The organism is Alteromonas sp. MmMcT2-5, assembly GCF_022348315.1.
GTDB classification, from domain to species: domain Bacteria; phylum Pseudomonadota; class Gammaproteobacteria; order Enterobacterales; family Alteromonadaceae; genus Alteromonas; species Alteromonas macleodii.
Map to the genome: position 1 here is coordinate 41,568 of NZ_JAKRFB010000025.1, position 21,488 is coordinate 63,055.

16 protein-coding genes and 1 pseudogene are annotated in these 21,488 nt (G+C 43.8%); 9 read left to right on the forward strand and 8 right to left on the reverse strand.

The features are described from left to right. Positions 1-56: 56 nt before the first annotated feature. Positions 57-548, forward strand: a complete 492-nt coding sequence (locus tag MHN09_RS12100; RefSeq protein WP_049585890.1) for a GNAT family N-acetyltransferase — start codon at positions 57-59, stop codon at positions 546-548. Positions 549-642: 94 nt separating this feature from the next. Here MHN09_RS12100 and MHN09_RS12105 read toward each other — a convergent pair whose 3' ends face one another. After that, complete coding sequence (locus MHN09_RS12105; protein WP_049585922.1) at positions 643-2,724, reverse strand: TonB-dependent siderophore receptor; 2,082 nt, start codon at positions 2,722-2,724, stop codon at positions 643-645. A gap of 509 nt (positions 2,725-3,233) precedes the next feature. Further along, the gene (locus MHN09_RS12110) at positions 3,234-3,848 is read right to left on the reverse strand and encodes a TetR/AcrR family transcriptional regulator (RefSeq protein ID WP_014976048.1); all 615 of its coding nucleotides are present in this window, start codon (positions 3,846-3,848) and stop codon (positions 3,234-3,236) included. A 209-nt stretch (positions 3,849-4,057) separates the two neighbouring features. On the opposite strand from MHN09_RS12110, the gene MHN09_RS12115 reads away from it, so the two are divergent. Beyond that, complete coding sequence (locus tag MHN09_RS12115) at positions 4,058-5,140, forward strand: efflux RND transporter periplasmic adaptor subunit (protein WP_061485276.1); 1,083 nt, start codon at positions 4,058-4,060, stop codon at positions 5,138-5,140. Positions 5,141-5,143: 3 nt separating this feature from the next. Then, on the forward strand, positions 5,144-8,185 hold the full coding sequence (locus MHN09_RS12120; protein WP_069943992.1) for an efflux RND transporter permease subunit: 3,042 nt from the start codon (positions 5,144-5,146) through the stop codon (positions 8,183-8,185). Positions 8,186-8,288: 103 nt separating this feature from the next. Here MHN09_RS12120 and MHN09_RS12125 read toward each other — a convergent pair whose 3' ends face one another. Then, the gene (locus tag MHN09_RS12125; protein ID WP_239240882.1) at positions 8,289-8,708 is read right to left on the reverse strand and encodes a CBS domain-containing protein; all 420 of its coding nucleotides are present in this window, start codon (positions 8,706-8,708) and stop codon (positions 8,289-8,291) included. A 112-nt stretch (positions 8,709-8,820) separates the two neighbouring features. After that, positions 8,821-9,318 (reverse strand): YgjP-like metallopeptidase domain-containing protein, encoded by a 498-nt coding sequence (locus tag MHN09_RS12130; protein WP_049585887.1) that lies wholly within the window; start codon positions 9,316-9,318, stop codon positions 8,821-8,823. 331 nt (positions 9,319-9,649) lie between these two features. Here MHN09_RS12130 and MHN09_RS12135 point away from each other — a divergent pair, with 331 nt between their 5' ends. Genes MHN09_RS12135 through MHN09_RS12145 form a run of 3 tightly spaced genes read left to right on the forward strand, consistent with a single transcriptional unit; the run spans position 9,650 to position 12,938 of the window. Beyond that, positions 9,650-10,894, forward strand: a complete 1,245-nt coding sequence (locus tag MHN09_RS12135) for a hypothetical protein (RefSeq protein ID WP_239240884.1) — start codon at positions 9,650-9,652, stop codon at positions 10,892-10,894. Between the two features lie 9 nt (positions 10,895-10,903). Further along, the gene (locus MHN09_RS12140; protein WP_049585885.1) at positions 10,904-11,347 is read left to right on the forward strand and encodes a hypothetical protein; all 444 of its coding nucleotides are present in this window, start codon (positions 10,904-10,906) and stop codon (positions 11,345-11,347) included. Beyond that, the gene (locus MHN09_RS12145; RefSeq protein WP_049585884.1) at positions 11,340-12,938 is read left to right on the forward strand and encodes a sensor domain-containing diguanylate cyclase; all 1,599 of its coding nucleotides are present in this window, start codon (positions 11,340-11,342) and stop codon (positions 12,936-12,938) included. The genes MHN09_RS12140 and MHN09_RS12145 overlap by 8 nt, the downstream gene beginning before the upstream one ends. A 137-nt stretch (positions 12,939-13,075) precedes the next feature. Here the strand turns inward: MHN09_RS12145 and MHN09_RS12150 are convergent, their stop codons facing one another. Continuing rightward, on the reverse strand, positions 13,076-13,642 hold the full coding sequence (locus MHN09_RS12150) for a cytochrome b (protein WP_049585883.1): 567 nt from the start codon (positions 13,640-13,642) through the stop codon (positions 13,076-13,078). 483 nt (positions 13,643-14,125) lie between these two features. Between MHN09_RS12150 and asd the strand changes: the two genes are divergently transcribed. Beyond that, a complete protein-coding gene (gene asd / locus MHN09_RS12155) occupies positions 14,126-15,250 on the forward strand; it encodes an aspartate-semialdehyde dehydrogenase (protein WP_014948878.1) in 1,125 nt (374 codons plus the stop codon). Positions 15,251-15,369: 119 nt separating this feature from the next. Here the strand turns inward: asd and MHN09_RS12160 are convergent, their stop codons facing one another. Beyond that, complete coding sequence (locus MHN09_RS12160) at positions 15,370-15,729, reverse strand: VOC family protein (RefSeq protein WP_239240886.1); 360 nt, start codon at positions 15,727-15,729, stop codon at positions 15,370-15,372. Between the two features lie 173 nt (positions 15,730-15,902). Between MHN09_RS12160 and MHN09_RS12165 the strand changes: the two genes are divergently transcribed. After that, the gene (locus MHN09_RS12165; RefSeq protein WP_239240888.1) at positions 15,903-18,380 is read left to right on the forward strand and encodes an ATP-binding protein; all 2,478 of its coding nucleotides are present in this window, start codon (positions 15,903-15,905) and stop codon (positions 18,378-18,380) included. A gap of 4 nt (positions 18,381-18,384) precedes the next feature. Here the strand turns inward: MHN09_RS12165 and MHN09_RS12170 are convergent, their stop codons facing one another. Further along, positions 18,385-19,575, reverse strand: coding sequence for a porin (locus MHN09_RS12170; protein ID WP_239240890.1), 1,191 nt, complete (start codon positions 19,573-19,575; stop codon positions 18,385-18,387). 163 nt (positions 19,576-19,738) lie between these two features. Continuing rightward, on the reverse strand, positions 19,739-20,755 hold the full coding sequence (locus tag MHN09_RS12175; RefSeq protein ID WP_239240892.1) for a 2-dehydropantoate 2-reductase: 1,017 nt from the start codon (positions 20,753-20,755) through the stop codon (positions 19,739-19,741). 220 nt (positions 20,756-20,975) lie between these two features. On the opposite strand from MHN09_RS12175, the pseudogene MHN09_RS12180 reads away from it, so the two are divergent. Then, positions 20,976-21,389 (forward strand): annotated as a pseudogene (locus MHN09_RS12180) (patatin-like phospholipase family protein); the annotation flags it as partial. Positions 21,390-21,488 lie beyond the last annotated feature (99 nt).

A 21,488-nucleotide genomic window follows, 5' to 3' on the forward strand; every position in this document is an offset into this window, starting at 1 on the left:
TTTAAAATGAGCCTTTATTGGCTCATTTTTTTTGATTATTTATGATGGGAGTCACCATGAGCAACGCCATTTCAATAAGACCCGCCACGCCTGAGGATATTTCACAAATTCGCCAGTTCATTCTGGAACTTGCTATTTATGAAAAAGCAGAGCATGAAGTAGAAGCAGATGAAGAAGCGCTATTAAAAACATTATTCGGAGAAGGCGCAACCGCGCATTGTGTAATGTGTGAAAGCGATGACGCACCTATTGGTTTCGCTGTGTATTTCTTTAATTACTCAACGTGGCAAGGACGCAATGGTCTCTACCTTGAAGATTTGTATGTTTCACCAAAATCACGTGGCCTGGGTGCAGGGAAAGCGTTATTGCAACACTTAGCTAAAACAGCGGTAGAAAACGACTGCGGGCGTTTCGAATGGAGCGTTTTAGATTGGAACAAACCAGCTATCGATTTTTACGAGTCACTTGGCGCTAAACCAAAGAGTGAATGGTTAGGCTATCGTATGGATGGACAGACACTTATCGACTTTGCAAAGCAAGGCGAATAGAGCACAAAGCCTCTAAATACAAAGTGCAAAGATAAAAAAAGCCACTCGCTTTCGCGAATGGCTTTTAAACAATATTTTAAAACTGACGGTTAATTTAGAAAGAACCAATCAGTGATAGACGCGCATTAATTGGCGCACCTACTGTTACCTGATGCGTAGAGTGTGCATTCGGGAAGTAAAGCGTATCAGTCAAGTTTTCAACGTTTAACTGAAGGCGCATTTTGTCGCTAAGCGTGTAGTAAGCAGACGCATCAACACGCGTATAGCTAGGTAGTACAGGCGATGAAGCACTTGTCGATACCTTACTTTCGTCCTGATATGTAGCACCAATGCCGAAGCCAAATACTTCATTCACTTCGTAGGTTGTCCACACAGACATCGTATTTTCAGGCAGCTCACGAAGCTCTACGCCACTTGCGTTTTCGCCGTCAAGGTTGCTGTAGTTTGCAGTAATATACCACTTGTCTGTGATATAACCTTGCAGCTGTAGCTCAAAACCAGATACATCTGAGTCAACTTCAACAAAGCTTTCAGGGTCATTCGGGTCGTTATCCAATGACGTCTGCTCGTTCTCAAAGATAGCTGCTGTAAAGCTCATGCTGTCGTTGAAGTCCCACTTAACACCAATTTCTTGGTTCGTGAACGTGTCTGGATCTAGCGCGTTTGCGTCGCCATTAATATTCGCATATTGCTCGCCGCTGCGTGGCAAGAATGACTCACTGTAGCTAGCGTATATAGAGATATTTTTCTGTGGCTTATACACTAGGCCTGCACGCGGTGACACTTCTTCGTCTTTTCTGCTGCGTGTCTCTAAAACTTCAGGGTCCGCGTTGAATACTTCAATATCGAAGCTGTCAAAACGTGCACCTAGTACAAGGTCGAAGTTGTCTGATAGTGCAATTTCATCTTGAACATAGAAAGAGTATACATCCAAGTCTACATGCGTATCGTCGTTCAAGTCAGAGAAGTCTGCTGTAACTGTTACGCCTTCAGCATTTGTACCAGTTAAACCACGGAAGCTTAACGGACGTGAAATATTAAACGTTTCTCTATCACCGTCAGTGGAATCAAACACAGGGTTGTAACGATCTTGGTTTGACTTGGTATTAATAACCTCACCACCGAAGATAACCGTGTGCCCAATGCTTCCCGTTTCAAATTCGCCAACTAGGTTAGAAGACAAGATCATGTTTTCACGCTGCGTAGTATCAACGTATCCGTCTAGCGTTACTTGCTCAGTCTCAGCGTTATAACCTGCCGCATAAAAGGTCGAGTAAACTTTGTCATAGTCACCGTAAAAAGCGTTGAAGTTACCTTTCAGGTTATCTGAGAAAGTGTGCTCAACGTTTGCACGGAACACGTCAGCGCCCAATGTTTGGTAATTGTTATCTGGATCGCCAAACACGATTTCTTCAAACGCTTCAACTGGCTCGCCGTTGGCTGTTGGCACACCGCGGTCAATAAAGCGCTCGTGGTCGATATATTCATACGACACATCAACAATTGTGTCATCGCTTAACTCAAAGCGTGCCGTTGGGTTGAAGCCGTAACGATCTCCGTAAAAGAAGTCGCGATGATTATCTAAGCTTTCGTACATGGCGTTAATGCGCAGGGCCGACTTATCGCCCGTGTCAACATTGGTGTCTAACTGTAAGTTGTATGCACCAAACGTATTAGCAGATACGTTGTAGTTTACAAACTTATCGCTCGTTTTCGCTTTCTTAGATACACGATTTAAGATACCGCCCGTACCACCGCGACCGAATAGCAATGCATTTGGACCACGAAGAATTTCTACCTGTTCAACATTGTAAAGTGCACGGTAGTATTGAACGTCATCACGGTTACCATCTAAGTAGAAATCTGCAGTAGAGCGCACACCACGGAATACTACCGAGTCGCGGTGACCTTCACCTTGCGATGTATTAACACCTGGTGCGTAGTCAATAATTTGTCCAATGCTAGTAATACCGCGAGCCGTTATTTCTTCAGCCGTAATAATCGACAAGCTCTGTGGCACGTCGATAATAGGTGTAGGGCTTTTAATTGAGTTGGACTGGTTAACCGAAAGGTACTTCCCTTTCACCGTTAGTCTCTCAATATCTTCCATATCAGCAGCAAAAGTTGCTGGGCTTAGAATTATCGCAGCAGCAATACTCGTAAGTTTGAATTTCAAAATTGCTCTCCAAGTGTTCTGTAAGTGTTGTGTGTTTACTTTTAAAAATCTGTAAAACCCTATTATCACGACCCGGCTTTCTGCCGAATTTTGCAATTGCAAATAATAATAGTTGTTATTTTTGGTCGGGATATTATAAAAATTTAGAACAAATGACGAGAGCAAAAGCGACAAAATTTAAAAACTCTTTATAAATTTTCTTAATTTATTAGATGAATAAGACTCAAATTGCACCAAAATAGACTAAAGAATAAGCAGGTGAATATATTTCGTACGATTGTAGAGGAGCATATTGCAGGTGTCGGAGGACGAGCGACAGGGAGAACAAACAGCTAAGTGAAAAGGTATTTACTGGCTACATCATCTGAAGTGTAGTCCGTTTGAATCAAGAGGGATCTGTGAAGTTAGCGCGAAGACGGATAAGCGGAAAAAATGTTTGGGAAGTAAAAGTTCAATGGCCCTTCAATACTGAAAGAGCCTTGAACAAACTCATTGATATAGCCTGCCAACTACACAACAGCATAGCGGCTTAAAATCAAAGCCACTGTGTGTTTTGCTAAGCTCTTCTTATCGTTATCGCTGAGGGAATCTTCAATTTTGAACAGCTGAGGCCAAAAGCACTGCCCTTTTACTAAGCTATCAATTTCATCGACAACCCGATCCAAGTCGTCAAACGCGAGTTTATTGTCGGCTTTGGCATCCTTTAACCAGCGGTGCATAGCCGTCTCTTGGGCTTTTAATTGCGCAACTTCATCTTTTAGCTTTTCCGGCTCGTAGAAGAAGTGGCCAATCGCAACCCGAGCTAAATCGAGGTGTGATTCACTCACCATAAACTCAATGTCTTGCAAAATAAGGTCTTCTAGCTGCTCGTCTAGCGGAAGCGTAGCATCGTACTTTTTATTAATATTTAAAATAGCCGTTTGCCACTGCTGCGTAACCAAATGCATCACCAGCTCTTCTTTTGTAGAAAAGTGATTGTACACAGTGCGCTTTGACACATTTGCCAGTTCAGCCAGCTTATCCATGCTTGTGCCGTTAACGCCAAACTCTTGGAATGCCTGTGTTGCCGCCTGAATAATGGCTTCGCGTTTGATGTCGCTACGCGTACGTGTGTTGCCTACCATATGGAAATTCTCAAAATTAGTTATCCGCTACATTAACCCGATCATTTTACACCGAACAGTTTACTTTTCAATGTGACCGCACTAAAATGCACTCACCAGTTTACTTTAGGTAATGGCTATCTTTGCTGCCGTTGTGCATATCATCACTACCTTGGTTTACACATCTATACTTTAATTACCCTGACTATGGATTACATACACCTATGTCCATGATGCGATTCTCTCACATTTTATTTTTAAGCGTTTTATCGGTTTCCACTTTAAGTGCATGTTCTTCCGAAGAGCCTGCCGAGCAACAAGCAAACGTTGCACCTCGTTATGTCAAACTCGCTACGGTTAGCAACATTCCAGATTTTGACGAATTCACCTTCCCTGCCGTTGTATCGGCAGTGAAAACCGTCGATTTAAGCTTTGAAGTTTCAGGCCGCCTTATCCAGACCGACTTGGTGACAGGCAGTGATATCAATAAAGGCAAGTTACTGGCCACTATTGATCGTAAACCATTCGAAAGACGCGTGGACGAGTCTACGACACGACTTGATCAGGCTAAACGAGAGCTTGATAGAATTGAGAAAATGTTCGCTCAAAAGCTAGTTGCACAGAGCTCTCTGGATACTGCAAAAACATCTTACGAACTAGCGGTTATCGACTTAAAAAATGCAGAGCAAGATTTGAGCTACACACAGCTTTATGCTCCTTTTGATGCAAAGGTATCTCAACGACTTGTTGAAAATAACAGTTTTGTTGCCGCAGGTACGCCGATTGCTCGCCTGCAAGATGTGTCTAAAATATACTTCAACATAAATGTTCCTGAGCGCTTACTTACTGCCAATATTGGCCGTGGGATAAAACAAGCCAGCGCCACATTAGCCACCAATCGCAGCCAGTGGTACCCGGTGAACTATGTAGAGCACTCTACTCAACCCGACCCTGTGTCGCAAACTTATGAAGTGGTGTTTGCCATGGAGCCTCGCGAAGAACTACCGTTAACGCCAGGCGCCCGCGCAGTGGTAAAAGTCAGCCTACAAGGTAGTCTGTATCCAGAGGGCTTTGTTGTGCCTGTAAGATCACTTGTGGGTAACAAGGACTCTGGCTTTGCCGTATGGGTATACAACGAAGAAACGAATGCAGTAACAAAGCGAGCTGTAAATGTTAAGCATATTGAAAATGAACTAGCAATTATCGAAGGTAAAAGCCAAGGTGAAATCACTCTTGGCCAGCAAGTGGTTGCTGCTGGAGCAACACAAATGCGTGCAGACATGAAAGTACTTCCTTACCAAGGAGAGAAGTAATTTATGGATATCGCACGCTATTCAATTGATAAGCCCGTCAACATTTGGCTAATGGTAGTCATCCTGCTTTTAGGCGGCATTTTGGCTATGAGCAAAATTGGTCGCTTAGAAGACCCTGCGTTTACCATCAAACAGGTAAAGGTATACACCAACTATCCTGGAGCCAGTGCTGAAAAGGTAGAACGTGAAGTCACTGAACGCTTGGAAATTGCCATTCAGCAAATGCCGCAGTTAAAGGAAGTGACGTCAGTTTCATCGCCGGGCCTTTCCGAAATTACCGTTGAAGTTAAGAGTACTTACGACAGTAACCTCTTACCACAGATATGGGATGAGTTGAGAAAGCGACTTCGCGACACCGCAAGCTCGTTGCCAACGGGTGCACAAAACCCAGTGGTATTTGATGATTTCGGTGACGTTTACGGGCTTTATTACGCGTTAAGTGCACCTGATTTCGATACCCGGGAGCTTCGAGAATTCGCCCGAATTATTCGACGTGACCTGCTTACTACAGAAGGCGTTGCCAAAGTAAATGTCACTGGCGTTCAAAAAGAACAGATAGTGGCCTATATCAACCCTTATCAACTCGCGGGCTTAGGCATTTCATTTCCTGATCTCGCCTCTCTTTTTGAAGACAACCTGCGCCCGTTCAACGGCGGCCGTATTAAAGTTGACGAAAAAAATGTGCGCCTAATTGTAGAGCGCGCGCCAGACAGACTAGAAGAAATATCTAATCTGTCAGTGGTAGTGCCTGGCACAAACCGTTCCCTTCGGGTTGCTGATATTGCCACGCTAAAGTTAGAGCCTGCCGACATACAGCCCGTTCATGTACGCTACAACGGCGAAGAAGCACTTACGCTTTCAGTATCAGCGTTGACCGACGTTAACATTGTTGATGTGGGCGAGCGTGTTAACGCAAAAGTAGAAAAGCTGCTTCAAGAACTGCCTGTCGGTATTACGCTTACGCCTATTTACGATCAGGCCTCAGTCGTCGACGAATCGGTTACTGGCTTTATAAATAACCTCGTTATGTCGGTGGCGGTTGTTACCTTAACGCTATGTTTGTTCATGGGATGGCGCTCAGGCGTGGTAGTTGGCTCTGTGCTACTTGTCACCGTACTAGGTACTATTCTAATCATGTGGCTTATGGATATTCAGCTTCAAAGGATATCACTTGGTGCCATGGTTATCGCCATGGGTATGCTGGTAGATAACGCTATCGTAGTTGCTGAGGGGATGATGCTGCGCATGGCCACCGGCTCTACAGCCAAAGAATCAGCCAGCTTTATTGTTAAGCGTACACAGTGGCCTTTACTTGGCGCAACCGTTATCGGTATTGCGGCTTTTTCAGGCATAGGCCTTTCAAACGATGCTACAGGCGAGTTTCTTTATTCATTGTTTGCCGTAGTGTTGGTTTCCCTCATGATAAGTTGGGTATTAGCGGTAACCTTGGTGCCCGTGCTTGGCGCGTATTTTTACCGCAAAGGTATTGGGCAAACCACAGGTAACGAACTCTCTGCATCGCAACGCTGGTTTAAGCGTGCACTTTTAGGCGCACTTAAGCTTCGTTGGGTAACCATTGGTGCACTGTTTGTTATTACTATCGTGGCTTATGGAAGTTTTGGCATGGTAAAACAAGGCTTCTTCCCTCCGTCAAACGCGCCGCTGTTCTTTGTGCATTATTGGGGCCCGCAAGATAGAGATATACGTGCCACTGAAGTCATTGCAAAAGAAGCTGAAGCTCGTATTTTGGGAATGGAAAACGTCACGGCTGTAACCACCTTTATAGGGCAAGGCGCCGATCGTTTCACCCTCACTTATGCACCTAAAAGTGCTAACGAAAACTATGCCTTTTTCATGGTTCGTGCGAATGAACTTGATAATATTCCGGCTATTCAAAGCGCGCTTGCGAGTAAGCTTACCGACCTAGACTTCGACGCTAGCTTTTATATGGAGCGCATGCAGTTTGGCCCCGGCTCTGGTGCAAAACTTGAGGCCCGTTTTTCAGGCCCAGATACTGAAATACTTCGCGAACTGGCGGATGAAGCCAAAGCACTGCTTTTTGCTGACGGACAAGTGAAAGACGTTCGACATAACTGGCGTGAAAAAGGCTTTGCTATTAATACGCAATTTGACAACTACAACGCAGGGATTGCTGGCGTTTCGCATAGTGACTTTAGCCAGACTATACAGTATGCAAGTAGCGGCGTTCAGCTAGGTACGGTGCAAGACGGTGATTATGCTTACAACATTATTGCAAAGATGGGTAAGGCAGAAGATACCGAGCTTCAATCAATACGTGAATCACAAGTATGGTCTACGCAACAGCGCCAATATGTGCCTTTCACGCAGGTATCTCAGGGCTTGGAGTTAATGACCGAAGAAATGCGTATTCACCGTCGCGACCGCGTTCGCACCATTACGGTAGAAGCTGAGCCGGGTGACGATGAAACTGCAGCCAAAGCGTTAGCGAGAATCCGCCCACTTATTGAAGACATAGAACTTCCAGCTGGATATTCATTAGAATGGGGTGGCGAATTTGAAAGCTCTAGCGATGCACAAAAAGCGCTGGGCGCTGGCTTGCCTGCTGGCTTCCTAGTCATGTTTATTATCTCAGTGTTGCTATTCGGTCATGCTCGTCAGCCGCTGATTATCTGGCTTGTAGTACCTATGGCTATTGTTGGTGTAGTCTCTGGTCTATTAGGTACCGATATGCCGTTTGGCTTTATGTCGCTACTCGGCTTCTTAAGCTTGTTTGGCATGCTTATTAAGAACGCTATTGTACTTATTGAAGAAATTGACCTTCAGATAGAAGAAGGCTTAGCCATTCGCCAAGCGATTGTTGACGCTACTATCAGCCGTGTACGCCCTGTTTCACTGGCGGCGGTAACGACCATATTAGGGATGGCGCCGCTGCTGTTCGACGCCTTCTTTGCCGATATGGCAGTGACCATTATGGGTGGCCTGGCCTTTGCGACGGTACTTACACTTATCGCTGTGCCCGTACTCTACAGTTTGCTGTTTAAAGTCAGCTACCGCAAAAGCTAACGCTTTAAAACTAACGGTCTCTTCACCGCAATTTATAAACGCAGGTAGAGAGACCACTCCCCTTTCAAGCGGTGTTCACTATTAATAACATACGAGTACCGACCTAACGCTTTGCCTCTACCCTAATTTGCATAAACTTCATCACATCGCGCCACGACACCATTCCTACTGGATGCCTTTTCGTGTCGATAATAGGAATGCAGGAAATTTTGTGGGAATTAAAAAGCTCAATAGCCGAATAAACAGAGTCACTTGGGTTAAGTGTAATGACTTCACGAGTCATGATTTGGTGCGCTTTTTTATCCAATGTAGCGCGATCAAGCTTTCGTTCGCTTAGGGTATCTACAAAAGGACTAATCGATTTCATCAAGTCTCTGTCAGATATAATCCCCTGCAGCTTATTGTCATGCACCACGACCAAATGATGAAACTCCGCAGCAGCAAAGAGCTCGCGCAATGACTGTAAACTGTCATCCATGTGCACGCTAACCACCCGCGTAGACATAATTTTAGCAATGCTCATTAATACTCCTCATTAATTCCAGTGCTTCGGCTTTAATTTAGTTATAGCAAGCACACGACAATTGTACCTAACACGGGTTAAACATAGCGACACCCAATAAGGCATTCTCATGTTACGTGTACGGATTTTCTCCCATTGATACGGCCACATAGAACAAGCGTAAATCCAGCTCTAGTTGATGATAATCTGGCTCCATATAGCAGCAAAGCTTATAAAAGGCTTTGTTGTGGTCTTTTTCTTTGAAGTGCGCCAGTTCATGCACTACAAGGGCTTTTAATAAGGCCTCTGGGGCATAGAGTAAATCGTTATTAATGGCCAAATCGTGTTTGCGCGTTTTACCCTGCATACGGTAAGTATGCGTACCTAGCGCGTTAGTTATCATATCACCTTGCTTTTTAAACGCGGCTCGCCCAAACGGTGGCGCATTTTTTAAGTATCGCTTTTTTAATTCCGTCGCGTACTGATACAGCAATTTATCGGTGGTTATATCATGGGCCTCTGGGTATTTTTTTAGTAAATAACGCTGTAGCCGATTGCTGGAAATGAGCTGTAAGGCTTGCTCCACAATAGTTGAAGGGTAGCCGTTAAAATACCGCGCATATTCATTCACGTTTTTTCTCCTTTACGTCAGGAATTATAAAGCAAATTGGAGCCGTAGACAGTGAAAGCCGCTTACAAACATTTCTGTTGAAAATAAAAAACAGCAGTAACAAGAAGTCATATTAGGAATCCCCCCTACAGTAACGACAAGCTAAATGATATGCTGGTCAAACAACGCTCGAAGATACCACTCGCATTTATCAAGCGCTCGGTTAAAAAAATAAAAAAAGCTGACTTTTCATACGTTTTCCTGTTTCTTTACTATTCTTACTGTAACCAGCAGCTCGAAAGTATGATTTTTAGGTGTTAGCAAAGACAAGCTTGAATTTGGATACGCATTGATGATTAAAAAGTCCTTCTCAGTTATCGCTATGGTGATGAGCTTCCTCATTGTTAATAGTGCGTTTGCTGAAAAAGAGAACGTAAAGGTTAGTGGTTTTGGCACCGTTGCAACAGCAACTTCCGATTCTGACAGGTATCAGTTTCGTTCAGACCGGTTTCAAGCGGAGTCGGCGAAAAAAGGCGGCCTTGCATTCAAGCCTTTGAGTTTAGTTGGCGTACAGCTTGATTATAGCGTTTCTGATAACCTAGACTTTGTGGGTCAATTCGTTTATCGAGAGCAAGATGAGCAAAACCTCGATTCGATAACCCAGATGGCGTTTCTAAGATACGATATAACCCCATCGTGGCAAGTAAGAGCAGGAAGACTTGCAGCCGATATTTTTCACTTCAGTGATACCAGAGACGTGTCGATAGCCTATCCTTGGGTGAAAGTCCCTACCGAGGTTTACGGTATTGTTCCCGCAAGAAGCTTTGATGGAGGAGACATTAGCTACACTAAGCCTTACGACAACTTTAATTTATTGATTAAAGGCTTTTGGGGAAGCGGAGAGAGCGACTTTTCTAGTGACGATTACAACCCGATTACGTTTAATAACTTACGTTCAATTGGTGTTGAATTTGTCTCATTCGACTGGAGCCTTGCTCTTAAACACACCCAAACCGAAGCGGACAATGACGACGAAGATTTAGCAGTTGTCGCTGCTTCCGTTGCGCAGCTACAGCCATTTTGGAGCGGCGCCATAGACTTTTCTAAAGAAGTAAGCTTTAAAGATACAACCATTCACTATACGTCCGTTTACTTCAACCGTTTTTTTGATGCGTGGGAGCTTTCTGGCGAGCTATCATATATCGATTCAAATTCAATTGCGTTGAGACCCTCTTTTAATGGCTTCCTCAACCTCAGCTACCTTTATGGTGCGCATACATTCTACGGTTTATACTCATTTGCAAAGACAGACACATACTTTCTTAGCCAAGAGCAACCTGGCTTCCCAATAAACGAGAGCACTGCTCAACTAGCCGTTTTTGTAGAAGAAGTAGCGAGTAGCTTAGCACATCATCAACAAACACTTTCTCTCGGATGGCGTTGGGATTTGCAAGAAAACCTAGCCTTTAAAGTGCAGCTTGAGCGAACTGATGTTGAAGCTAGAGGAACTGGTCTACGCGCCAGAGATGGTCTTGTTGTAGATGATGAAGATGGGGTTGTTCACACTCTCTTTGTTGCGTTAAGTTTCAGCTTTTAGGGGGAGGAGATGACTTTTTATAAACACTTCTCACCCCTACTGGCTGTCGTGCTTGCCTTGTATAGCTTTTCCTCAGTAGCGCAATCACAAGAGAAAATCGTTGTTGTTACTAACTTAAACAATGATGTGCAGGTTTTAGATAAGAAAGAGATTATAGATCTCTTCATGGGCAAGTACTCGGCTTTCCCTAACGGTAGGCAGGCAACGCCCATCGATATAGAGCTTAATGACGAGCTAAAAGGTCAATTTTATAAATCGCTGGTGGGCCTTCCCCTTGCTCGCGTTAATGCGTATTGGTCTAGACTGAAGTTTTCTGGACGTGTTAAACCACCTGCGATAGAACAAACTATAGAAGATGTTAAACAACGGCTAGAAGACGATGAGTCAGCCTTAGCCTATGTATATGAGTCGTACGTCACCGACAAAATGAAGGTAGTATACCGCTTTGATTAACATCCACGGCTTAGGGTTTCGTTTTTCACTCATATTAGTAGCTGCTGCTATGCTGGTAGTACTTACGACCGCCGAATTTTTTTATCGCGCTACGTATGAGCACGAAATTAGTGAAGCGAACAACGATATTCAAGAACTTTACCAAACCGTTGCCGCAACGGCGTCTATCGCTGCTTTTTTAGAAGATGAAGATCTGGCAAAAGAGGCGATCAACGGCTTGGTTAAAAGTGAAAAAATACTCGCTGCGTCTATAAAAAGCGATGCAATGTATTATCAATTCAACGTGAACGATGCCATCAGCAAAGACGTCAAGCCTCGGGTATTTTTGGTGAGGCACCCATTCATTCCTGAAGACACCTTGGCTGAGGTCAATGTTTACCCCAACTTTGCCCACATTATTGAACAGGCGAAAAAAATAAGTACTGACAATAATTATTCATTGTATGTTGAAGCAGTGGTTGTCGGCATTGTTGCGTTGATAATTACCTACTACATCATAATCTCTCCTATGCTTCGCGTGGGTCGTTCACTGCATAAGATTACTCCAGGCACAAAAGAAAGAATTGAAATGCCGGAGTATCACTCCCGAAGTGAAATAGGCGAGCTGGTGCAGGACACCAATCAACTGTTAAACAAAGTCGAAGAGCAATTCACTCAAGAGCGTCAACTTAGGGAAGAAATCGAATTTCTGGAAAAGCGTTTCAGAATGCTTTTTGAAAACGCAAAGTCTGCCACTGTGTTAATGGCGGAAAATGGAATTATCGAGCTTAGAAATAAGGCCTTCAACGACTTGGTAGAAAAGATTGGCCTAGAGATAAAGCAAGGTTATGGCGAGCTACTTGAGGAGCTATTTGAAGCGCCTACTGCAATGAAAACTTCGCTTTCGGAGGCATTTGCACGCAATGAGTTTGCAACAGGTGAATATAAACTAAAGTCAGAGAAAACTGACGACGCCACATGGGTTCAACTAATCGCAAGCCCTTTAGTCACTGATGATGGCGAACGCTACTATCAGCTGACGCTGAATGATATTTCTAGTCGAAAACACGAACTCCAGAAACTGGCCCTACAGGCAGACTTCGATGCACTCACAGGTATTTATAATCGCAATGGCGGTGAAAAGCTGATTGCGAAGTTAATGAGAAAAGACCACCACTTCGCTCTCGCGTTAATTGACCTGAATGGCTTCAAAGCGGTGAACGATATTTTTGGTCATGATGCGGGCGACGAAGTACTCATCTTTGTGGCTGAACAGTTACAGGAAAAAATTCGCAAAAACGATGTAGCGATACGTTGGGGCGGCGATGAATTTGTATTATTACTTCAAGCTGAAGACGAAGTTTCTGTTAAACGCGCCATAGAAAAAGTGAATGACGGGGTGAGGCAACCTTTCTACTTTAACGGCGACCCAGAGCCAACCTTTATTTCAATGAGTGTCGGCGTTTCCTTTTTCCCTGCCATGAGCGATGACATGAGTACGTTAATAAAACTGGCTGACATTGCCATGTACAAAGCGAAACAAAACAAGGTCTCAGCGCCCAATGACTACCTCTTCTTTGCTGACTCAGCATCACGTAATGGCAGCCAATAAATGTTGAAGAAAAAAAGCCGAGCAAAAATAGCTCGGCTTCTACTTGAAAGTTATCTACCTGTTCTCCCTAGGTGCAAACTTCAGTCAAAATACTTTTACGATGACGAAGGTATACACGAAAACTAGGATATTAAGCACTACTCCCCAATGGTTTTGCCTAGCATGCGCTTCAATGTGCCATCTTTATCAACGAAATGATGCTTAAGAGCGCCAGCAATGTGTAGCAAGAGTGCGACAATAACGGTATAACCAAGATAGAAGTGTATAGCGCCACCTGCTTTGGAAAGCTCGTAATTTATCGGTAGTGTTTTCTCAGGATCTTCAACACTATAATTTGGCGCGAAAACCTCCAGGCCAAAAACTGACAGCCCGTGCCCACCCAATACCGACGCCATCAAGCCTGAAATTGGCATTAAGAGCGTGGCGATAATCAACACCCAGTGCACAACTGACGCTAATTTGTGCTCTATTGGCTTATATTTAGCAGCAGCGCTAGGCCAACCATTTTTCATGCGCCATACCACACGTGCTAGTGCTACAAAGAGTACAAGAAAACCAATCGCTTTGTGCCAGGGGTATAGTGCATATACACCGTTTTCCGACATGTAAATCCCCGTGGCAAGCAAGCCAATAATGGTTAATCCAACCAACCAATGCAAAAATACCGTAGTGGTAGCAAATTTGTTATGACTATCGTACTGCATGCGTTCCTCACTTTTATTTTCATATTAAGAACTACGTTTTCCTTAAAGCGTATCTCAATATTGTATATCTCCTCACACATTGTGAGGGATTAATTCTATTCATAGAGCAATTTTTAGACCGTAAGCAGTGCATAAACACATTGAGGGGTTAATACAGGTTCACTCTCTACCCTGCGCTTTGATTGCTCCTTCAAGTGTTTTGTTGAAATTTTTTGCCATGAACTAGCCGTTTCTAAAATGCTTATATCAGCGATAGATTATTTATAAAAACCATCTAGCCAGCGGGATGAATAACACTTAGACTGCAAAGACAAAAATAAAAACGACAGGTATTGCGCCAGTGCCCTAGGCACGCGGCGCTCGACATCACTTTTATGTTTTTCCAATACACGCCAATTAATTAAAAGGTCTGGGTATTGACCAATTTTTACAAACATAAGCGGTGAAGTACTTTTCATTTTAGTAACAAGGGTTCTCAATTTAATGTCACAACAAAAAGTAGGTTTAGTGGGCTGGCGCGGTATGGTTGGCTCAGTATTAATGCAGCGCATGCAAGAAGAGCAAGATTTCGCGCACATTGAGCCCACCTTTTTCACTACCTCGCAAAAAGGTAGTGCAGCACCAGATTTTGCTGGAAAGGATGCTGGTGTTCTAGAAGATGCGCACGATATCGAAGCGCTATCTAAACAGGATATCATTATTACCTGTCAGGGCGGCGACTACACAAAAGCCGTGTACAACGATTTAAGAGCCACTGGCTGGAACGGTTATTGGATTGATGCTGCGTCAGCGCTTCGTATGAAAGACGATGCCGTAATTATTCTAGATCCAGTAAACCGCAAAGAAATTGATAGCGGCATTGAAAAAGGCATTCGTACCTACGTAGGTGGAAACTGCACGGTTTCCCTTATGCTGCTGGCACTCGGTGGCCTGTTTGAGAAAGACTTGGTTGAATGGGCTTCGCCAATGACCTATCAAGCCGCTTCAGGTTCGGGTGCACAGCACATGCGTGAGCTAATTAATCAAATGGGTGCAATTCACAGTAATGTGAAAGCTAAAGTTGAAGATCCTGCTACCGCGATTTTAGAAATTGACCAGCAAGTGTCTGAGTTTATTCGAAGCGCAGACTATCCTAGTGAACAGTTCGGTGTTCCGCTTGCGGGTAGCTTAATTCCTTACATCGATTCGCAACTACCTTCAGGTCAAAGCCGCGAAGAGTGGAAAGCCCAAGCGGAAGCCAACAAGATTTTAGGCATTAAAGGCAGTGAAGTGCCGATAGACGGTATTTGTGTACGTGTTGGCGCCATGCGCTGTCATAGCCAGGCTATCACACTTAAGCTAAAGAAAGACTTGCCTCTAGCCGAAATTGAAACAATCTTGGCTAACCACAACGACTGGGTAAAAGTGATTCCTAACGATCGCGACGCGACGATGCAAGAACTTACGCCAGCGAAAGTGACCGGTACACTGTCTATTCCCGTAGGCCGTATTCGCAAGCTTAACATGGGTCCTGAATATATCTCGGCATTTACTGTCGGCGATCAGCTATTGTGGGGTGCCGCAGAGCCGCTTCGCAGAATGCTGCGCATTGTGCTTGAGCAAAAGTAACGACAAGCCAATAGCTAATTAATCTGAATTTAAAGCGCCTTGCTGTGTCGTTACACGCAAGGCGTTTTTTTATCAGACTATAAAAGCCAGAATCACTAGACATCGAAGATACGGTAGCGCTATTTTGCCGACTCAGACCAAACAGCAAGCTCATTACCACCTGGCTCGACAAAATGAAAGCGACAGCCCCCCGGGAAGTCAAACAGCGGTTTAGTAATTGCTCCACCTGCTTTTTCTACACATTCTTGCGCTTCAGAAATGTTAATGGAATACAGCACCAATAAAGGCGCACCACTTTCTGCCTTCATCACACGTTGTGCAGAAAAAATCCCTCCGTCCATGCCAGCATTGCTAAACGCACTGTATTCACTGCCATAATCGGTAAAAGACCAGCCAAACGCACTTTCAAAAAACGCTTTTGAGCGGCGAATATCTAGAGATGCAAATTCGACATAGTTGAGTTTGCTGCTTTCTTGCATGTCACTCTCCTCTTTTAAAAAAATGATGAGCTCATACTATCACCAACTTTAGACTTATTGATTAAATTCTAAACGTGCTTAATCGTTTAACATAAGACAAATAGCATTTATTCGGGTCACTTAGTTTGCAGCATTTTATTAGTTTGGCTTTATTGCTTGTCCTAACTTGGAGTATGGGAACGGTTAGTGCTCATGCATCTATCTCAGACAAGGTCAGCGAAATTAAAGTGGACGTTGAAACCTTAGTGCCTATGCCTATAGGGGCAGCAATAAAAAAGCTTGAAGCTTGGTTGTTATCTGACACATTAACGCAAGATGAAAAAAGAAAAGTGGGCGCGCTTTATGTTCAGTACCAACTCTCGATACACCAACGCCCTTCCGAAAAAATCTTAAATTCGCTGATTGCGTTGCAAGACAACTCGAGTGAAGGGCTTACAATCGCTACTGGTGTAGCAAGGATGTATGGTATTTCAGCAGACTACGACAAAGCCTACGAGCAATTTAACCGCGTTGTTGCAACGCCTGATATTCCACCAAGCGTAAAGGCATACGCGCTTATTTACCAGGTATTAACTTACAGCGAGGGGCAGGTTTTTGCGCCTAACGCTGAGCTTATCAACACGGTAAACGATATACTAACCAAACATACGCTTACCAAGCTTCGACCGTTGTACTATGCAATTGTGGCAGACTACTATCAATCAGTCAGCGCTTATGACATTGCGCTGTCTTACTATGAGAAGTCGCTTGATGGCGCCAAAGTTGAAAACCAGCGAATTTTGGTCAGTGACAACCTATACGCCATTGGTATTCTGTATAGAAATCTAGGAAACTATAGCAAGGCCATCGGCTACTTTGAGCGCGCCATAGAATTCGATTCACAAATTGATATCAACTATTCTGAGTTCCTTGCCACTTACGGTATCGCCACCACCTATTATCGTTCAGGTAATCTCCAGAAAGCACTGACACTGTCTGATATCGTTCTTGCTCATCCTCTCTCATCTTCTTTTTATAATAGCGAAATTTACCGTTTAAAAGCGGACGCTCACCTTAGTTTAGGAGAACTGGATAAGGCAACAAACGCGCTCAATAAAGCACGTGAACTCTACGATGAAAACCGCGAAGCTGAGCAAACGACTTGGCGCGCTCAACTGGACAAAACAGAAGCCTACATTACCGCTGCGAAAGGTGATCACGCGTTGGCATTCAAACAATTTGAGGTTTTCCATGAAGCCTATTTGAATGCAAAGAAATATGAAGACTTAGAGCTAATAAAAAGCGCCAACTTAATTGATCAGATAACCCAAGAGAAAGACAGAGCAAATCAACTTGAGAATGAGAATAAAGCATTCGAGGAAGCGCTTTTGTTGAAAACAGAGGCTCAGCGCACCCAATCACTTTTTTCCACGTTGCTCGTCATACTTATCACACTCACACTAGTAACAATTGTTATCATTCTGATTTTATTGAGTAAATCAAGACAGGCTAATGCGCTTTACTTAACGGCGAAAGAAAAAGCAGAATTAAACAATCGGTTAAAGTCTGAGTTTATTTCTAATATTAGTCACGAGATTCGCACGCCTTTAAATGCCATTATTGGTTTTGGACAATCATTAGCGAGCCGCGCAGCAGACGTGCAAGCAAAGGATCTTACCAAGAAAATCGTCAATGCATCTGAAATGCTGCTTCAACTTATTAACGACCTACTCGACTTTTCGAAGATTGAAGCGGGCAAGCTAACGTTGGCTATCAGGCCTCACGACATCAATGAAAGCCTGTGTACATTAGTCGACATATTTTCAGACCAAGCGGAACGCAAAGGATTAGTGCTCCAGCTTCATATCGACAAAAACCTTAATAACGATTTGATGTTTGACGAACTTAGATTTAAGCAAATATTGGCAAACCTAATAAGCAATGCCATCAAGTTTTCTGATAAAGGAATTATAGAAATTGGATTATCCGTATCAGAGTCGAACGATAGTCATTGTGCCCTGCACTGCTGGGTAAAAGACAACGGGATTGGTATTTCGAAAGAAAACCAAGTAAAGCTGTTTACGCCTTTTACGCAAGCTGAAAGCTCCATAGCGAGAAAGTATGGCGGCACAGGCCTAGGGCTTAACATCAGTAATAATCTGCTTAAGCTAATGGGCTCTTCACTAACGCTTGAAAGCGAATTAGAACGAGGCTCTACTTTTTCTTTTGATGTCACGTTTGCTGTTGCAGCAGATATTGATGTTCCGCTGTCTGAGACAACTCAGCAACACGTTACGCTAGAAGGCGCTCGTGTCCTCCTTGCAGAAGACAACGACATTAATGTTGAAGTAATAAAAGCGCTTCTTGATGAATTCCATTTAGATTTAACACACGTATCAAACGGACAAAAGGCCATTGATGCATTGAAAGCGTGCACTTATGATTTGGTACTAATGGATATTCAAATGCCTGAAGTTGATGGGCTTAGCGCCACACGGCATATAAGAAATGTGCTTAAGTTAAAAACCCCCATTATTGCCCTGACGGCTAACGCCATGCAGCAAGATATCGACAACTGTCACGCGGCAGGAATGGATGCCCATGTGGGCAAGCCCGTAGACAAGGCTCGCCTTGTTAACACACTAGGTGAGTTTCTTGCTCACTCGGCGTGAGTAGTTAAAAACTGACGTCCCACTGCAGAGAATAGATGGTCTCGTCCCCTACTTCAGTATCGAACTGATCCAGTGAAACCCTGCTTACCTCTGCGGTTAGTTTGTTTTTGTGGCCGTTAAAAAAATAGTTGAATGCTACTGTCTTTTCAAAAAAGCGTTCGTCTTGTTCACTGTCTCGGGGCGAATAGGTCCCGAAGCGTGCAGCCATTTCAAGGGGCTCTGGCCACCAGCTGATTGATTCACTCAAGAAATAACCCGCCTGCACATAATAGCCGCGCAGCGTAGTTTCTTTATTGTTATTCGCTAAATCTACAATATCTTTTTCATGATATTCCGCTTGAGCATTAAACCCTTTATAAAAATAGGCACCATCAATCACAAACTGCTTAATGTCGTACTGACCTTCGATTTCGCCCGCACTAAAGTTGGCTAAATTACCAGCGCCAGACGATGAAAAACGTGTAAACTGGCTTTTGAACTTCGCCCCTGCTATTGCTAGCGCTGCTTTGGGGGTAGCTGTTCGTTTAATGTCACTGTTTTTAAACCCGACAGACTCACCTAAGAAATTCCACTGTAATCGCCCTGTATACATATTCTCGCCATCGTGATTGCTATAATCACCACGGCCTGAGCCATTGAATACTCCTACCCAGTAATTGAAATTGGCCGCGCCTGGGCCATCAAGATTTCCGTAAAGGGATGCCCCCATTTGCCTATCTAGCGTAAATATTCTGTTGATGATTGAACGATCCATCATTTGCTGGCCGCCACTGCTTACACTGCGCTCTCTGGAATACTCGACTTTCCACTGACCAACCTTAAACCGAAGCGCGTCATACTTTTCAAAGGATAGTGTAGCGGTGAGCGTGCGCTGATCGACAGCATCGTATTCCACACCATATTTAATCCAGGGCAAACCAATGTGACCGTCTAATTTAACCCGCGCCCTGTTAACGCCAAATTGATTACCGGCATTATGCTCAAAGTCAGCACGCTCGGTAGGCTGGCTTATACCGGGATTGGCATAGCGAAACTGAAGTCTACCGCGCACGCGTAGTGAGAAGGTATTGTTGTCGCTTTGAAATGAAAGGCCGTTGCCATTGTACTGAGAGAACGTTGCGCTAGATTCACGCTCGACATCAACCTCAGACGCTAAAACCGTCGTATGGAAAAGCGACGCACATAAAGTACTCAACAGAAGACAAGAAGAAAAACGATTTTGAAAAAGCAAAGCACACTAAATATAACGGAAGTTTGCGCGCAGGATATATACTTTATTATAAGAATCAAGTGTTCTGACATAAAAATGACACAAAACTGTAATATTTAACGTTGAAATACACCGTTAGATAGACCTGTCACTTCAACAGTAGAGCATTTGCCGGTAAGTGAGGACTTCCTTTCTTAGCGACTTCGTGTTGTTTGATCAGGTTAACAATATGCTTATTCACTGGCGTCGCTATGTGATTTTTTTCACCGAGCCTGACTATCTCGCCGTTCAAATAATCAATCTCCGTTCGTCGCCCCAGCGCCAAATCTTCATACATTGATGAACGTGCTTCGGGATCTATTTTAAGCGTAGATGAAGCCACCACATTGAATAAAAAATCAGGTAGCTTCATAATTTTTGGCATCAGTTTGGGAATGACCTTACCGGTTCTTGCTGGTGCAATTCCTTCCGCTTTTAGTACTGCTAACGCCTCGGACAACACCTTTGCCATAACTAACCTATATTGCCTATCCCCTAGCTGTGATTTCAGCGGTATACCCGACAGTGCATTGACCGCGTTATTCAAGTTCATAATGAGTTTGCCATACTGTACAGCTTTCATATCGTTATAAACCGTAACGGGCAACGACGCGTTACTAAGCGCTTTTATGACGTCACTACATTGGTTATTGGGGTCTTCAAGGGCAATATTACCCTCAGTACCACAGTGAAAATGGCCGTTACCTTTATAAAAAACATTGAAAGGCACCATACCTGCAATTACGCATTGTTTTATGTGCTGGCGCAGCAAGTGTGCATTACCCACTCCGTTTTGAAGGCTGACTACGACTGCTGATTGCTTTGCATGCTGATTGATTATCGCAGCAGCCTGCTCGGTATCTTGGCTTTTAACGCAAAGCAAAATGACGTCAGCATCAACTAAACTATCGTTCTCAATTGAAAAAGCGATATGCTCAGGCTTTGTTAGCTGCTCACGCCCTTGCCAATCCGTTACTTTAAGACCATTAGCAGTAATATCATCATATAAACGCTGACGGCCAATGAGCGTAAGCGCATTAGCGGCACTCAATGTGGAGTCAGAGGCTAACAGGCAGCCCGCTACATAACATCCAATACTTCCCGCACCTAACACGGCAATTTTCATTATTGACTCCCAATGAAAGTTTAGCTTTCAACACTTTGTTAGACTGCGATTAAACGATCAAAATGTAAACACAAAAATCACAATGAAATAACAAAAAGTGTTTCAGTATCAGTTATTTCCTATCAGTCCGATTTATTCTTTCAATTTTCTCCGGCGTCGTGATCTCCCTACAATTAGACCAAGTAGTCAATTTATAGTCATGGTCAAATAGAGGGTTATCATGTCGGGTCAACAATCTGCTCCTTCTCTCGCTTATTCAAAAGCACACAATGCTGAAACGTCGAACAATGGCAAAGTTGCGTTGGTTGCGGAAGGTGGTGGACAGCGAGGAATTTTTACGGCAGGCGTACTCGATACATGGTTAGACGCCGGACACGACCCTTTCGATATTCTTATTGGCACTTCAGCAGGCTCACAGAACTTAACGAGTTTTGTGGCGCGTCAAAAAGGCTATGCAAAGCGTCTTATTCGCGGCTTAACTCGACACAAACGCTTTTTCCAAATGGGAAGAGGTTTAATGGGCAAACATATTGTCGATTTAGACTGGTACTTTGACAAAACCCAAGAAGCGAACCGTTTACTTGATCTGGATACTGCGAAGGCTAATGTTGCGGACAGAGAAATTTTATTTACTCCCGATTTCAGATAATAAGTGCGACATTCATGGAAAGGTGTAGAAGAGGAGGCCAACTGCTAAAAGTGGTACGCTCTTCTCGTCAAAGAAACAAGCAGT